Consider the following 15,257-nt stretch of genomic DNA (forward strand, 5'->3'; position numbering starts at 1 on the left):
CTGATATTTTGTATATTTTTTAACCCAATCAGGACTTGGGGCGCTTATCTTCAACGGAATGTTGATTCTCTCCGGGGCGCTTCTCATCTTTTGAATACTCCCCCTCGATAATGTCGTCACCACGCTTGTGGTTTGGCGACTGGTTAAAGTTCTGCGTGGGAACTACTTTGACATGGCGAAGGATAAAACCAAGCAACAGGTTCCTGAGCCCCGGAATCAGGCAGATAAAGCCGAAGAAATCAGTGATAAAGCCCGGGGTGAGCAACAGCACACCACCCACCGCGAGGAATATCCCTTCAACCATCTCTTTGGCGGGAATATTTCCAGCCTGCATCTTCTCCTGGGCCCGCATCAGGGTAGAGATCCCCTGGCGGCGAAGCAGTGTCACTCCTACCACTGCGGTCAAAATGACCAGGCCGATCGTTGGCAGGGCGCCAATTTCACTGCCTACGGCAATCAACACCCACATTTCGAGTACAGGTAGGGCTATAAATAGAAGTAATAATGGGCGCATTGCGGAAATTCCTAGTTAACCAGCTTCGCTGAGAGCCGGGACGATCACGGTTTTTTCAATATGCTGTAGTAAATGGAGTGGGGAGGCAAATTATTCAAGGGCGCCTTATTCCACCCCAAGGTAACTGGAGAGAGGAAGGATTGAATGGCAAGCGAGCAACAGGATGCTATAGAAGTGCCAGCCATCGGACGCAGTCGCCACTTAGTGGACGATATATTGGCGAAAGCGGACATTCAAATTAACGGGGAAAGACCCTGGGACCTGCAACTTCATCGGGAAGCAGCCCTTGATGAGGTCATCGCCCGGCACAGCTTGGGCCTGGGTGAGACCTATATGCGCGGCGATTGGGATGTCCAAGACCTGGATCAATTCTTCCACCGGTTACTCAGTGCTGAGATTCATCACAGTATCAAAAACTGGCGCTACTTTTGGCGCGCCACACGCAGCTATCTGATGAATCTACAAAGCAAAAACCGCTCGTTTAACGTGGGAGAGCAACACTACGATCTGGGTAATGAATTCTATAGTGCCATGCTCGACAATCGGCTTACGTACAGCTGCGGCTATTGGAAAGAGGCTGCAACCCTCGACCAAGCCCAGGAAGCCAAGCTGGACCTGATTTGCCGCAAACTGGAATTGAAACCCGGGATGCGCTTGCTCGATATTGGCTGTGGCTGGGGCAGCCTGGTTAGCTATGCCGCGCAAAAGTATCAAGTGGAGTGTGTTGGGATTACGATTTCCCGAGAGCAAAAAGCCTATGTGACAGAGCGCTATGGTGAACTGCCAATTACTGTTCGCCTTCAGGACTATCGAGAACTCAAAGAACCTTTTGACCGCATCGCCAGCGTAGGGATGTTTGAGCATGTCGGCCGCAAGAACTACCGCACATTTATGGAAACAGCAGCGCGCTGTCTGAACAAAGATGGATTGATGATGCTGCACACGATCGGCAACAACCAGCGCACCGCATCTACGGACTTGTGGACAGAAAAATACATATTCCCAGGTGGTGAGCTACCTTCCGTAGGACAGCTGGGCGACGCGACCGATCGCTTACTAGTGTGCGAAGACCTGCACAACTTTGGATACTACTACGATAAAACCCTGATGGCCTGGCATGAAAACTTTGAGAAAAACTGGCCGCGCTTTGCCGATCGCTACGGCCAGCGCTTCTACAGGATGTGGCGCTACTATCTACTATCTTACGCCGGTGCATTCCGGGGGCGCACACTTCAGCTATGGCAGCTAATGTATTCGAAGTTCCGCGCCGATGGTGTTACGCGTTTGAGTTAAAGCACTATTTGCTGTAAATCCAGAAACTAATTACAGAATCAAAAAAGGGTGAACTCAGTTCACCCTTTTTATGCTGGGGAAGAGGGAAGCTTACAAACGGGCTCCGCCATCAATATCTATCACTCGACCGGTGACGTAGTCGTTCTCCAGAATAAACGCTACTGTCGAGGCGATCTCATCCTGCTCACCCAACCTGCGCAGGGGCACTTGTTTTACCAGACTCTCAAGAATCTCAGGGCGCATTTGCGCAACCATATCGGTGCCGATAAAACCCGGGGCAATCCCGGCAACACGCACGCCGTAGCGCGCCAGTTCGCGTGCCCAGGATACCGTCATCGCTGCAACACCCGCTTTACTGGCGGAGTAGTTGGTCTGCCCCATATTGCCCGCACGGGACAAACTGGAGATATTGACCATCACCCCACCCTTGCCGCTTTCCGCCATAATGCCCGCTGCAGCACGGCCACAAAGGAATACACCGGTAAGGTTCACATCGATCACAGACTGCCACTGTGCCAGGGACATGCGATCTGTCACTTTGCCGTCTTTACACTTGAGCAACATGCCATCGCGCATAATGCCGGCGTTATTAACCAGAACCTGGAGCCCGCCAAAGTCTGCTGCGATTTTCGCAAAACCGGAGTCCACCGCTTCCTCATCGGCAACATTGATCAAGTAGCTGCGAGCCTCTGCACCGAGCTTTTCACAAGCTGCAACGCTGTCTTTCAGGCCTTCCTCATTAACATCGATCAGGGCCAGGCGGGCGCCCCGCGCAGCCAGATACTCGGCCATGGCTCGGCCCAACCCCTGGCCCGCACCGGTAATCGCAACAATACTGTCAGCGATTTGCATATTGAACTCCTCGTCGTCGCTCGTTTTTTAGATTTATCGTTTATGACTGCCTTCGAACCTGCCCTATGCAGGCTCGAGGGGGAATTACCATTCGTAACCGACACCAACGGTCACTTTGGTATCTTCTTTTTCACTTTCCAGGGAGGGCGTATTGTCGTACTGCCACTCGTAACCGATCTCCATCAGCACGCCTTCAACCAGCGGTGTGCGCACCCCCAGCTTGGCGTTAGCTTCGTAGTCGTTACTGTGATCAAAGGATTGTAAGGTTTCCTGGTCGAAATAAATTTCCGGCCCAAGGGAAAACTTGTAGCGGTAGTTAAGTGCAATTCGACCGGCGACATAGCGCTCATCCTGGTCTTCACTCAACTCTTCGTCGATAAAACTCTCATGCAGGCTACTCACACCACCTTCGAGGGAAAAAGTGGTTTTACTGGTATCGTAAAACAGATAACCCATACCGAGACCGAGCGTAGTTCCCAAGTCTAAGTTCTGGGCCTCTTCCCTTTCCAACTCACTATTAGCCGCGGCAAACCACTTCTCAGCAAAGATCCAGCGGAGATCATAATTGAGCTGGTATTTCTCCAGATCACCTTCTTCCTCATTGTCCTGGTTCTGATACACAGAGCCGATTAGATGGTGGAAATCTCCATGGCGAATATCCAAGTTTATACTGGCATCCAAGTCTTCACGTTCACGGTTACCGCTCTCGAATACGCCCCCGGCGGTAACATTACCGCTGAATAACACCGGACTGGTGGTAAACGTACTGTAAGGCTCTGCTCGTTCAATGCCCGGAAAATCGATCAGCCAGCCGCGACCTTCAGCGCAGTACACTTCCCAGCGCTCCTGGCGGTGGCCGGCCAAGGTACAGGGTTCATCCCTGCCGGCAATTTTGATGTCGGTATCGATATCCATCGACACCACTTTGGATTTGTCGACTTTTACCTCACCAAAAGTCTCTGACTTCCAAGTGACCTGATCCTTTTCCACAAGTACCAACTCACCTTGAATACGATCGCCATTTTCCAGGGTCAGCACACCGGCATAGACCTGGAAGGGCACAAGAAATAAGAGAGTTCGAGCAAAGAACCTGGGAAGTCGTGTCGATAAAACCACTAAGAAACCTTGGACTTTTTAGGTGTATGAACGGTGCAAATAGCCGCAGTAATCGCACCATGATGCCATAACTAGAATCATGTGGCACGCTGTCACAACAGAGGCTTTGCGCCAGTAAACTGTGACCTTGCAAGCTGGTAAAGTATCCATTAATGGCGAATAAAAATCTCGGTTTCAGGAGATTTCCAAGTAAAAAATTGCGCCCAGTCAACGTAGTTCTCCGATATTCAGAGCTTTTTTTATGGAAAAACAGAACTCCCTGGAAAGAATATGCCAAGCCTTGGCGGCGATCCCCAAAGGGCGGGTTGTCACCTACGGGGACTTGGCTGAGATGGCCGGCTACCCACGCGCTGCGAGACTTGCAGGTCAGACCCTGCGTAAATTACCCCAGGGTACCAAGCTGCCCTGGCACCGGGTGATCAACGCCCAGGGGCGCATCTCCCTGCCGGAACCCGGCGCCAGCCGCCAGCGTGAAAGACTGGAAAGAGAGGGGGTCATACTGCTGAAAGGGCGAGTGGATATGGGCAAATACCGCTGGAAACCTTAGCCCCAATCGCAGACAGAAAACTACGCTACTTCATCAGCCCTCCAGGGCGCTACCCAAAATAGCAGGATCATTCCAGGCACCGCCAAAACGGCACACAGGAGAAAGAAATGTGTCCACCCCATTCCCTCCACCAAATAGCCAGTGGAGGCATTGGCGAAGGTGCGCGGGAGCGAGGTCAACGCAGTAAACAAGGCAAATTGAGTCGCGGTGTGCAACTTGCTGGTAGTTCGGGCGATAAATGCAATAAACACCGCTGTCCCCAACCCCACCCCGAGATACTCAAAGGCAATTACTATCGCCAATAGCCAGAGGCTCGGATTGAAATCTGGAGTGCCCACCAGCTCGCCATTCACTTCAGACAAAATCATAAATCCGAAAATTGAAACCAGCTGTACCACCCCGAAAATCCATAGGCACTTATTAATCCCGATCTTCACAATTAATAAGCCGCCAAAGAAACCGCCAATTACCGCAGGCCATAAACCGGCATTCTTTGCCACTATGCCGATATCCGTATTGGAATATCCCATATCCAGGTAATAAGGCGTCGCCAGTGCCGTAGCCATGCTATCGCCAAGCTTGTACAAAAACATAAAAGCCAGTACGAGCACCGCCTGTTTTACTCCATTGCGATTAAAGAATTCGACAAAGGGTAAAACAATGGCCTCGCGCAAAGATTTAGGACGACCTGCTGGATGGTCTGGCTCCGCCACCATCAAGGTCATAAAGACGGCAATCAACATAAAGGCCGCAGTAATCATAAACACCTGGTCCCAGGCCAGGTGGTCCGACAGGATCAAGCTGAGGGATCCCGGAATCAAGCCGGAAATACGATAGGCGTTGGCGTGAAAGGAATTGCCCAGACCCAACTCCTGGTCCGGCAGAATCTCTCGTCGGAAAGCATCCAGGACTATATCCTGGCTGGCGCTAAAAAAAGCCACGGCAAAGCAAATTGCGGCAATTGACCAGATATCAAACTGGGGACTGAACATCCCCAGGACGCCAATGGAAACAATCAGTAACAGCTGCATTACCAGCATCCAGCCCCGCCGGCGGCCGAGCATCGGGAATGCGTAGCGCTCCATCAGCGGAGACCAGATAAATTTCCACGTATAGGGCAATCCGAGCAATGCAAAAATACCGATAGTGGCCAGATCCACGCCTTCGGTACGCAGCCAAGCGGGCACCAACTGTATCAATACAAAAAGAGGCATCCCCGAAGAGAAACCGGTGCCAATACAAATCAGCATACGCCGATTAAACACCGCCTCCCGGATGGTTTCGTGGGCCATAGTTTGTCGCTTTTATTCGCTGAGCATCGTCTACCAGTGATACCCGACCCGACAGGCAACAGACACACAATCAAACATAAGGGCGAGTCTATGGAGGGGTGGGTTTCACCTTTACAACCACCATAGACACAAGCCGGGCAGAATGCCCGGCGAAGAGTTTTGATATGACATAGGGATTTAGAAAAGAGCTGAATTCAGGATGTACTCTTAGAGAGGAAATAGCATCCCTGTAAACCTTAGGTAGTGCCCGCTCCCGGCTGCACTTCTTCTCCCGGCCAGTCGCGCTGCTCGCGGCGCCAAAAATAAATGGACAGCAGAATGGCTGGAATTCCCATAAGCGCTGCATAAATAAAGAAGTAGGCATAACCCTGAGCATCCACCACTATGCCGGAAAAACCACTGATAAATTTCCCCGGTAAGGTCATCAGGGAGCTGAACAAAGCATATTGAGTGGCGGTATAAGCTTTATTGGCAAGACTGGAGAGAAACGCGATCAGTATCGCATTGGCAATTCCTCCACTGATGTTGTCCGCACTAATTACCAGTGCCAACCAGGCTTTATCGGGACCGATCACAGCGAGCTGGGCAAATAACAGGTTGGTACAGGCAACCATAACCGAGCCCAGTATCAGCGGACGCACAACACCGTATCGCACCACTAACAGCCCACCTAGAAAGGAACCGATAATGGTACAGAAGAAGCCAAACAGCTTACTGATTTCAGCAATTTCTGTTTTGGTAAAGCCCAGATCCAAATAGAAGGGATTGGCCATCACCCCCATCGCAATATCACTTAAACGGAAGATGCCGATAAATAACAACAGAATGATTGCAAAGCGACCATTGCGCTGAAAAAACTCGATAAAGGGGCAGGCCACAGCGCGAATAAACCATTGCTTCAGGCGACCATGCTCCCCCTTGCCCAACAGACGCTGGGCCCACTCGCTTTGCAGCTCATCGGCTTCTTTATTTACCTTGCTGTGATCGGGCTCAGCAATAATCAGAGTGGTAATCAGGCCCACGCCCATCAGTCCAGCCATCGCAAGATAAGCACCGGACCAGCTAAAGATATCCGCAATAAACAGGGCGCCCGCTCCGGCTATCAGCATTGCCACCCGATAGCCAAATACATAATTGGCAGCCATAGCGCCCTGGTAGTCGTCATCCATGGCCTCAATTCGATAGGCATCAATCGCCACATCTTGAGAGGCCGAACAGAAAGCGACCCACAGGGCCAGTAGGGCTACGTGCATCAGGGAGAGCTGGGGATTTACACTGGCCATACCTATGAGGCCAATCGCTATCCCGATTTGGGATACCAGCATCCAGCCCCGACGCTTGCCCAATTTATCCGTGAAAAAAGGCAGACGCAGCTGATCGACAATAGGGGCCCAGAGAACCTTGATCGAAAAGGTGATCCCCACCCAGGCAAAAAATCCGATGGCGGTACGGCTGACACCGTAGTCCCGCAGCCAGGCAGTCAAAGTAGAGAAAACCAGCAGTAATGGGAGGCCGGCGGAAAAGCCGAGGAAAAACATGGTTAGTACACGGGGCTTCAAATAAGCGGCCAGCGCTTGCCCCCATGTCATTTGTTTTTGTAAGTTGGTCAAGCGCGGGCCTCCAGAGCCTCAGCCGCTGCAACAGGTGTTCCTGTGCAGCGGAGTATTAAATTAGTTTATTTACTCAGTGGCCCCACAAAACTTCCAGCTCCGCTTCGGCCAACTTATTGGCATTGATATTGAAGCCAACTTTAGCAGGAGAAGTGTTTTCATCCAGCGGCAGGGATTCCACTTTCAAGGCATAGACACGAAAACGATAGCGATGATCCCCGTGCCCCTTGGGCGGGCAGGCACCACCGTAACCGGAATTACCATAATCATTGCGCCCTTGCACTGCTTCTGGAATCAGGCCGTTTTTCAGGTCACCGGCCCCTTCCGGAAGATTGGTAGTATCCACTGGGATATTAAATACCACCCAGTGCCACCAACCGCTGCCGGTAGGCGCGTCGGGATCGTAAGCGGTAATAGCAAAACTCTTTGTGCCCTCCGGTGCCCCACTCCAGCTCAATTGGGGAGACAGGTTCTCACCGCCGCAGCTGCCATAAACATGAGCCATGGGCATTTTCTTTCCAGCTTGCAGGGAGCTGGATGACAGTGTCAGCTTCTCAGCAATCGCGTTGGTTCCAGTCAGTGACAGCGCAGCAGCACAAAGCAACCCGGCCAAACCCCGGCCGCCCTTTTTCAATAAATGGCTCATATCCCAGTTCCCCTTTTAGTTTTCTTCACTGGACAGCAGTGGGCCCACTTTGTCCAGATCCATATTTCCGCCGGTCAGAACAACCACGACATTCTTATTGCGAAAGCGCGCGCTGTGCTCAATGATCGCAGCGAGACCCACCGCAGCCGACGGTTCTACCAGCTGTTTGGTTCGCGTCCACAATAGCCGCATCGCATTGACGATACCAGCTTCGCTGACTGTCACAATATCCCGCACCGTGCGCTCAATAACGGCGTAATTTTTGCCGCCCAATGTTGTGCGCAGACCATCGGCGATCGTATCGGGTTGTTGTGTGGTGATATGAACGCCACCGCGCAGTGAACGCTGGGCATCATCCGCTCCGGCGGGTTCCGCACCAATTACCAGGATATCGGGGGCAAGCGCAGCCATAGCCAACCCCACGCCGGACAAAAGTCCACCGCCTCCCACTGGCGCCACGATAACGTCTGGAGCAAATCCCTGCTCGCGACTCTGCTTGAGCACTTCCATGGCTACAGTGCCCTGCCCTGCAATAATGCGCTTATCGTCATAGGGCGGGACTTCGTGCGCACCGGTTTCCTCAAGTACCTTTGCCAAAGTGGATTCGCGATCAGCCAGGCTGGGGCCCGAAGTCACCACTTTGGCACCGTACCCCTCAACCGCCATGCGTTTCGTCTTGGGAGCCGTTTCAGGCATCACCACCGTGCAGGCCAATCCCCGCTGGGCTGCTGCCCAGGCGAGCGCCGCACCGTGATTACCGGACGAATGGGTGGCAACTTCCTCGACCCCGTCTGGGAGCAGCGAAAGCGCATTAGCCGCGCCCCGCGCTTTAAAGGCACCCACTTTCTGCAAGTGCTCACACTTAAACCACAAATTGGCGCCCGTCAGCTCGTTCAGCTGCCGAGAGCTGAGCAGAAGGGTCTCGTGTACCATGCCTGCAATATTTTGTGCGGCACTAAATACATCCTCACTGGCAGGTATCTCGTTGCGATCCAGGGGCATAACACTGTGTATCCTTTTCGACTACATGGGAATAATCCAGCTTATCCACCGCCGATAACATCCAGTGTTCTACGGAGCAGGCACAGTGGAAAACCGTGCCTGTCGATAAGGAATTATTTGCTGAGCATACGCAGGAATTTCATTTTCCTGTCGTTGAAGGGTGCATATCGTATATCGATATCGAGGATATTTCTGCGCCGCATTACGGCCTTGTAATGACTGAAAGTGCGGAAGCCATGCTCTCCATGGTAGGACCCCATACCGCTGGCACCGACGCCTCCAAAAGGCAGGTCCTGGGCCAGCATAAACATCATGCAGTCATTCACGCAGGCGTTGCCGGAGCTGCAACGGGATAGAATCCGATCCGCCAATGCTTCATCCTGGGTAAATACATACAGGGCTAGGGGCTTCTCTCGCTCATTGACAAACTCCTCCGCTTTGGAGAAATCTTCCAGTTCAATAATGGGGAGTATCGGGCCAAAGATCTCCTCCTGCATAACTCCCGCAGAGAGATTGACGTTGCGCATTATGGTGGGCGCCATATAGCAGTCGTCCACATCGACTTCACCGCCAAATACCACCTCTCCATCCCCCAGGTAATCCGACAGGCGAAGGGTGTGCTGGCTATTAATAATGCGCCCATAGTCGGCAGATTCTCGCGGATGCTCCCCATACATTTCCCAGAGCACCCGCTGCAACATGGGGGTGAGCCGATCGGCTGTACGCCGACTACAGAGAACATAATCCGGGGCGATACAAGTCTGCCCCGCATTGGTAAATTTACCCCAGGCAATTCGCCGTGCAGCCACTTCCAAGTTGGCATCGTCGGCAACAATACAAGGGCTCTTTCCGCCGAGTTCCAGGGTTACCGGAGTCAGGTATTTAGCCGCCGCACTCATTATGATTTTGCCAACCCGGCCACCGCCGGTGTACATAATATGGTCCCAGCGCTGCTCCAGCAGCGCCGTGGTTTCTGCCACACCACCTTCGACACACGCAAAGGCATCGTTGTCGAGGTAACGCGGTAATAATTCTGCGATTAACCGGGAGGTTGCTGGCGATAACTCAGAGGGCTTTACCACCGCACAATTGCCGGCGGCAATCGCCGGTACCAGCGGCGATAACAATAATTGCAGCGGATAATTCCAGGCACCGATAATCAGCACAACACCCAGTGGCTCCGGTTGCACATAGCTCTTGGCCGGCTGGGTCATCATCGGCGATTGGACCTTGCGCGGGCGCACCCACTTCTTCAGGGACTTCAGGGTGTGATCGATATCGTTGTAGAGAAATGAAATTTCAGTGAGGTAGCTTTCCTGGGGAGCTTTGCGCAAATCATCGTGAAGGGCTTGGACGAAATGTGCCTCGTTCTCGGAGATCATCTTGCGCAGCTGAGACAGTTGCTTGCGCCGCCAACTCAATTCAGTGGTGCTGCCGCTGCGAAAATAGGTTCGCAAGCCCGCCACTAATGTGGCTGCGTTCCAATCGTTTGCCCTAGCCAGATCTGACAACATTTGCGGTTCCAATACCGAAACTTCCAAACCCTACTTCCTCCAATGAGTATAAGCCGTCGCAGGCAATGACTAGCTTCGCTTTATTGATATGGCAAAGCGCCAAAGTCCGGCCGCTGGGGCGCGCAATTTCGTAGGAAGGGGGGGATAAGTCAAGATAGGAAGGAAAGAAAATTTTGAAAATGGCGACAAATTCAACAATCGCCCCAGCAGACAAAAGTAGCTCTGGGGCGATGGTACAGGCATTGTGGGATTATTCAGAGGCTCCTCAGATAAACAGAACCAGAAGGGCCAAACCAGTGATCCACAGTAGCAAGGTTCTGGATAGCAGCGCTTGCAGCCCTTCAATCTCCGCACCACTTTGGCGCTGCATCTGAGACAGATCGGAACCCCCACTGCACTCACTGGCGTCAATACCGCCGAGAGCTCCTTCCAGGTAAGCCTCGAGAACCTGATCGGTATGGCTCTCACGACACATCAACACCCTGCGCCAGGCGCGGTAACAACCGGCAAAGTTACCCACAATGGCAAAGCTCAGCCCCATCACACGGACCGGCAGCCATTCCAACAACCACAACCAACGCGCCGCCGTCGCTTCTTCGGAGGAGCCCCGGGTATTTTCTGCGTACAAAGCACTCAAGCGGAAGAGTACAGCCCCGGGAATACCCAGCAAAATAAACCAGAACAGCACGGCGAAGAGTCTCTCAAAGGCGCAGTAGGCAGCGCCGCGAAATACCTGCTCATGCAGACAAGTGTCATCGGAGGGCGCTTCGTGTAACTCACGCAAAATGGGCGCTGCCGCTTTGGTGGCACCTTCCAGGTCTCCGCTATACCAGTGGCGCAGGTAGTTTGCGACGATATCGTTGAAGTTGCCGCGACCGAGACAATAGAGCAGCAGTGGCACCCCCAACAGCAGGTAGCCCAGACCACCCGCAGCGCCCTCTGCCAGCGTCATCGCAATTGCAGAGATCAATACTGGAACCAGGATAGTGATACCAAGCAGCAGACCGCTATTGCCATTAGTACTGAGCAATGCCTGTAAGTACTGACTCCAGCGACTGAACCAACCATCGCGATGTAACGGAGCCCCTGAGCCCCAGATTTGCACCAGGGCAACGGTGATCAGAACAATTAACAGAGTCATAAATAATCCGAGACTGTTTCAGTTATCAAAATCGTGCTGCGGCTCCTGTTACAGAAACCCTTCCCCTTTTTAAGGTCCGCTACTGGGTATCAGACGATTTCTTTCAGCTTGTTGAGGTAGCGCTCCCAGTCAAACCCCGGACCCGGGTCCAATTTCCTTCCGGGAGCAATATCCGAATGACTGGCAATTCTATCGATATCAATAGCGGGATAAGCTTGCATAATCGCAGCACTCACCTCGGCAAGTGCGTGATATTGGGAGTCGGTGTAAATATCGGTATCCAAACCTTCCAGCTCAATACCAATGGAAAAATCATTGCAGTTAGTGCGACCTTTAAACTCAGACTTGCCTGCGTGCCAGGCACGACGATCAAGGGGCACGTATTGAGTTACCAGGCCATCGCGGTCGATCAAAATATGCGCAGACACCTGTAACGCAGCAATATCGGCAAAATAGGGGTGCGCATCGATATCCAACTGCCCCAGGAAAAAGGCATCAATGTAGGGGCCGCCATACTGTCCGGGCGGCAAGCTGATACTGTGAATCACCAATAGATCCACCGCACAGTCTTCCGGGCGGCTATTGCAATGAGGACTCGGAACCCGGCGCGCGCCCGCCAACCAGCCAGACTCCACTTGATATTTCAATCTGCGATCTCCGCTGCAACCTATTGATAGCCCCGGTATCGCCCGAGGCTTCAGCAGTTACCATTCTATGGAAGCGTTGATCGATATGCCAATCTGATCGGAGCAGTATCGCGACATAACTTGCGGAAAACCACTGGCCACTGAGTATCCCTGCTAAATACTCAACGTCCGCTCGTTACATTCCTGAAAATTAGCGCTGCTCACTGCGCTTCTTGCGCACATTGCCAATTACGGACTGCAGCGCCCGCTCAAACAACATGCCGTCATCTAGCGGCAGCAGTTGTGCCGAACGCAGCGCATGGGCCAGCTCTAGTCGGGCGAATTCAGCGACTTTGGCGCCATTGCGATTAACGAAGATAAATTGGTCGATATCGCGAATTACCGCCGCCAGACGACAACGGAACTGCTCGTCCTCAGAGCGCTTCAGCTCGAACCAACTGCCCTGTGCCAGGCGGAAGGTCATCTGCCAGTGGGGATCATCTTCGTCAAGGGGGGCCAGTCCATCCTGCTCCGGTGCAGCCACCTCTGCTTCAGCAACTGCCTGCTCAAGCTCTTCCATCTGCGGCACGGCCACTTCCTGGGGTTCGGCTTGGACAGCTTCAACAGTAACTTCACCTGGCTCATCTGGAAGTTGATCTTCGGCAGTGTCTGAAATCACTTCCTGGGTAACCACGGTTTCTGCAATAACCGCTTCAGTCACTGCAATTTCATCAACCGTAGCTTCAGTAACATCAGCGGGTCCGGCATCAGCAGCAGTTTCCTGCTCCACGACAGGGGCAACAGGCTTGTCAGCAACATTATCAGCAACAACAGGCGCAGGCTCAGCAGATTTCGCTGCGCGCACTTCGCGGGCAACCTGCTCTGCCACTTCACGTTCACGCTGCTCAGCCAATTGCTGGGCCAGGGCAAAGCGCTCGCGATAAACTTCTTTGAGGCCGGTGAAAAGGGTACGCGCTTCGAAAGCGTTATAGGAAAGCGCCTCAATTCCCTCGCGCAATCTCTCCTGCAAAACAGGCAGTAAGCTCAATAACTGTTTGCGGGAATCCGGCATTGGGGCCTGCACACTCCACACGAGATCTCTCGCTGTGCGCACGTCGCGGTTCCAGGCGTCGCTCTCTGTACCCTCTTTGACGCAAGTCAGGAACAGCACGTTGTTCCAAACTTTGTTCAACCAATCCTGCACCACCTGTGGCAGATCCCGCTCTGCAACCAAGGCATCCATTACTGCGGCAACCCGTGCGCGGGCAGCTTGGGTTTTAGCCCGACCATCCGCCTCATCCACAACGCGGCGCTCCAACATCTCGGCACGCTTGCGCTCGCGGACGATAAATTCGCGCAGGGATTCCAGTAAAACGGCAAAGATATTGATATCCCGATCAAACTCATTAAGCACGCGCTCAACAATTTCGGATATCTCTTTGTACAGGGGATCGGATTCGTAGTTATCCCCTGCCTGCCATCCGGTAGCGGCATCGGCCAACTCGTTCAGCAATTTGCGCGCAGGGTGACCGCCTTTACTGAAAAATGACTTGTCTGCAATGGCTACTTTCAACAGCGGCAGTTGCAGGCGGCCCAGAAGTGATTTGATTTGGGTGGCAAGGCTGCGGTCCTCCAGGATAAAGGAAAACAACATCTCTACCAGCTTGATCACATCGCTATCGACTTTTGCCAGCGAAGCGGCTTGGTTGGAGTCCACCAAGCGCTGCTGTAGCAATTCGCCCACATTCAAAAGCTGTACCGCACTTCCACCTTGATAGTGGCTGCCACTTTGCAGTGCACCCAAGTGGGAAAGCAGATCCCCTGCAGGCATTGGAGTAACACCTGCGGCTGCGGGCACTAACCCTGGGGGGAAGTGCCCCGTAGCTGCGACTCCACCTTGTACTGGCTGGCTGCCAGCTTCTACACCGCCGGCACTACCAGTGGGGGCACTGGCGGCGTGGGGAGCGCCGTTGTAGGCCGAGCGCTGCCTGGCTACTCGCTGCTGCTCACGCAGAGATGGCAGTACGCCCTGCTCTACAAGTAATTGGTTACAGAATTCATAGAAGTCCCGCAGCTGCAGCATGACCACCTGCTCGAACTTTTTCAGCAGCGTGAGGCGAGCGCGGATAAAGAGGTCCAGATCCTGAATCGCCTCTACAAAGGCGTCACAGATTACGTCTGGCCCCAGAGGGTTGTTCTTGTCGTACACCTTGACGGAGTAGAGCGTATCGAGCCTCATGCACAGCTCGGTAAGGGGCTCGGCGAAATCGCGCTTGGCATTGGCCACCATGGTGTCGGCAGCGACCAACTGCTCCAGGTCATCGTTGTGAACCAGCGACAGGTTATCTGAGGCGAAACTGCTTTCCGTCTTTTCTTCCTGGCGGACCTGAAAAGCGCGGGAGACGTTCTGGATAAAGTGCTCGGCAATATTGCGGCGCTCAACGCGCAGCAGGCGCAGTGCCTGGAAAAGCCCATCCTGCTCCTCCTGGCCATGAGCTCGCTCGGCCATTGCAAACAGGGAATCATCCACCTTGCCAAACAGCGCTTTAATCCGCTCCAGCAGCTGTGCCGTCGCTTTGTCCTTCAGCATTGTTACTGCGGCGGGCAGAACAGGGGGCTTACCTGATGCAGAAATATTTCGCGCTCCACTTTTCTCTGAGAGGGAAACTACCTTTCTGGATTCACTCATTTCCAAGAGGTCCTTCGAATGCCGTCCGACTTGTAGCGCTGAGGCCAAAAGCAAAAATTAGTGAGTGGAAAAGTGGTCTCCCAAGCGGAAACGGGGGCTTTCTGTTCCCCGTTAACCACATTCCCAAACTGTTGAAATCCCGCCGCGATCATGCGCGAAAAATCTGCCGAAGTTCTTGATTTCACTCAAGTTTTGACCGCGAGAGAACAGCGTTTACCGGCCCTGCTCTGAAACTATTCAGGCTGCGATCAAGCCTAACTCTTCGGTCATTCTACTCGCGTTATAGGACTGTTTTACACAGTTCTGCGACATATTTGAGACACTTGTCACAGCTATTCGTAGAGCCAACTGCTACTTGCCAGTGACTGAGTTGAGCAGTCAAAACCCCGAGTGTTTTGGTAAACTGCGCCGGCGT

At 53.1% G+C, this 15,257-nt stretch carries 13 protein-coding genes; 2 read left to right on the forward strand and 11 right to left on the reverse strand.

Annotation, left to right across the window (positions count from 1 at the left end):
- Positions 1-28: 28 nt before the first annotated feature.
- Positions 29-514 carry an FxsA family protein gene (locus ACJJI3_RS11320; protein WP_444942507.1) on the reverse strand — a complete coding sequence of 162 codons (486 nt, stop codon included), beginning with the start codon at positions 512-514 and terminating at the stop codon, positions 29-31.
- A gap of 144 nt (positions 515-658) precedes the next feature.
- On the opposite strand from ACJJI3_RS11320, the gene cfa reads away from it, so the two are divergent.
- A complete protein-coding gene (gene cfa / locus ACJJI3_RS11325) occupies positions 659-1,807 on the forward strand; it encodes a cyclopropane fatty acyl phospholipid synthase (RefSeq protein WP_444926957.1) in 1,149 nt (382 codons plus the stop codon).
- A 90-nt stretch (positions 1,808-1,897) separates the two neighbouring features.
- On the opposite strand, the gene ACJJI3_RS11330 is transcribed toward cfa, so the two are convergent.
- Together ACJJI3_RS11330 and ACJJI3_RS11335 are read right to left on the reverse strand one after the other, a co-directional pair.
- A complete protein-coding gene (locus ACJJI3_RS11330; protein ID WP_413664719.1) occupies positions 1,898-2,659 on the reverse strand; it encodes an SDR family oxidoreductase in 762 nt (253 codons plus the stop codon).
- Positions 2,660-2,743: 84 nt separating this feature from the next.
- Positions 2,744-3,775, reverse strand: a complete 1,032-nt coding sequence (locus tag ACJJI3_RS11335) for a DUF481 domain-containing protein (RefSeq protein WP_444926956.1) — start codon at positions 3,773-3,775, stop codon at positions 2,744-2,746.
- A 241-nt stretch (positions 3,776-4,016) separates the two neighbouring features.
- On the opposite strand from ACJJI3_RS11335, the gene ACJJI3_RS11340 reads away from it, so the two are divergent.
- Complete coding sequence (locus tag ACJJI3_RS11340; RefSeq protein ID WP_444942508.1) at positions 4,017-4,322, forward strand: MGMT family protein; 306 nt, start codon at positions 4,017-4,019, stop codon at positions 4,320-4,322.
- A gap of 20 nt (positions 4,323-4,342) precedes the next feature.
- Here ACJJI3_RS11340 and ACJJI3_RS11345 read toward each other — a convergent pair whose 3' ends face one another.
- The 8 genes from ACJJI3_RS11345 to ACJJI3_RS11380 all read right to left on the reverse strand — a co-directional run bounded on the left by ACJJI3_RS11345 (position 4,343) and on the right by ACJJI3_RS11380 (position 14,842).
- Positions 4,343-5,614 (reverse strand): AmpG family muropeptide MFS transporter, encoded by a 1,272-nt coding sequence (locus tag ACJJI3_RS11345; protein WP_444942509.1) that lies wholly within the window; start codon positions 5,612-5,614, stop codon positions 4,343-4,345.
- Between the two features lie 236 nt (positions 5,615-5,850).
- Positions 5,851-7,224 (reverse strand): AmpG family muropeptide MFS transporter, encoded by a 1,374-nt coding sequence (locus tag ACJJI3_RS11350; protein ID WP_444906129.1) that lies wholly within the window; start codon positions 7,222-7,224, stop codon positions 5,851-5,853.
- Between the two features lie 73 nt (positions 7,225-7,297).
- A complete protein-coding gene (locus ACJJI3_RS11355) occupies positions 7,298-7,870 on the reverse strand; it encodes a YbhB/YbcL family Raf kinase inhibitor-like protein (RefSeq protein ID WP_413664714.1) in 573 nt (190 codons plus the stop codon).
- A 15-nt stretch (positions 7,871-7,885) separates the two neighbouring features.
- Positions 7,886-8,872, reverse strand: coding sequence for a threonine ammonia-lyase (locus ACJJI3_RS11360; RefSeq protein ID WP_444942510.1), 987 nt, complete (start codon positions 8,870-8,872; stop codon positions 7,886-7,888).
- 113 nt (positions 8,873-8,985) lie between these two features.
- Positions 8,986-10,413 carry an aldehyde dehydrogenase family protein gene (locus tag ACJJI3_RS11365; RefSeq protein ID WP_444942511.1) on the reverse strand — a complete coding sequence of 476 codons (1,428 nt, stop codon included), beginning with the start codon at positions 10,411-10,413 and terminating at the stop codon, positions 8,986-8,988.
- A gap of 238 nt (positions 10,414-10,651) precedes the next feature.
- On the reverse strand, positions 10,652-11,527 hold the full coding sequence (gene ampE, locus ACJJI3_RS11370) for a regulatory signaling modulator protein AmpE (RefSeq protein ID WP_444942512.1): 876 nt from the start codon (positions 11,525-11,527) through the stop codon (positions 10,652-10,654).
- Between the two features lie 89 nt (positions 11,528-11,616).
- On the reverse strand, positions 11,617-12,174 hold the full coding sequence (gene ampD / locus ACJJI3_RS11375) for a 1,6-anhydro-N-acetylmuramyl-L-alanine amidase AmpD (RefSeq protein WP_413664710.1): 558 nt from the start codon (positions 12,172-12,174) through the stop codon (positions 11,617-11,619).
- A gap of 190 nt (positions 12,175-12,364) precedes the next feature.
- Positions 12,365-14,842, reverse strand: coding sequence for a DUF1631 domain-containing protein (locus ACJJI3_RS11380; protein WP_444942513.1), 2,478 nt, complete (start codon positions 14,840-14,842; stop codon positions 12,365-12,367).
- Positions 14,843-15,257: the final 415 nt, after the last annotated feature.

It is taken from the genome of Microbulbifer maximicatervae (SeqCode), assembly GCF_052466985.1.

Bases quoted from the DNA above. Each gene is read 5' to 3' on its own strand.
- ACJJI3_RS11340 (WP_444942508.1), top strand. From the start codon at position 4,017: ATGGAAAAACAGAACTCCCTGGAAAGAATATGCCAAGCCTTGGCGGCG.
- ACJJI3_RS11355 (WP_413664714.1), bottom strand. From the start codon at position 7,870: ATGAGCCATTTATTGAAAAAGGGCGGCCGGGGTTTGGCCGGGTTGCTT.
- ACJJI3_RS11330 (WP_413664719.1), bottom strand. From the start codon at position 2,659: ATGCAAATCGCTGACAGTATTGTTGCGATTACCGGTGCGGGCCAGGGG.
- ampE (WP_444942512.1), bottom strand. From the start codon at position 11,527: ATGACTCTGTTAATTGTTCTGATCACCGTTGCCCTGGTGCAAATCTGG.
- cfa (WP_444926957.1), top strand. From the start codon at position 659: ATGGCAAGCGAGCAACAGGATGCTATAGAAGTGCCAGCCATCGGACGC.
- ACJJI3_RS11345 (WP_444942509.1), bottom strand. From the start codon at position 5,614: ATGGCCCACGAAACCATCCGGGAGGCGGTGTTTAATCGGCGTATGCTG.
- ACJJI3_RS11380 (WP_444942513.1), bottom strand. From the start codon at position 14,842: ATGAGTGAATCCAGAAAGGTAGTTTCCCTCTCAGAGAAAAGTGGAGCG.
- ACJJI3_RS11320 (WP_444942507.1), bottom strand. From the start codon at position 514: ATGCGCCCATTATTACTTCTATTTATAGCCCTACCTGTACTCGAAATG.
- ACJJI3_RS11360 (WP_444942510.1), bottom strand. From the start codon at position 8,872: ATGCCCCTGGATCGCAACGAGATACCTGCCAGTGAGGATGTATTTAGT.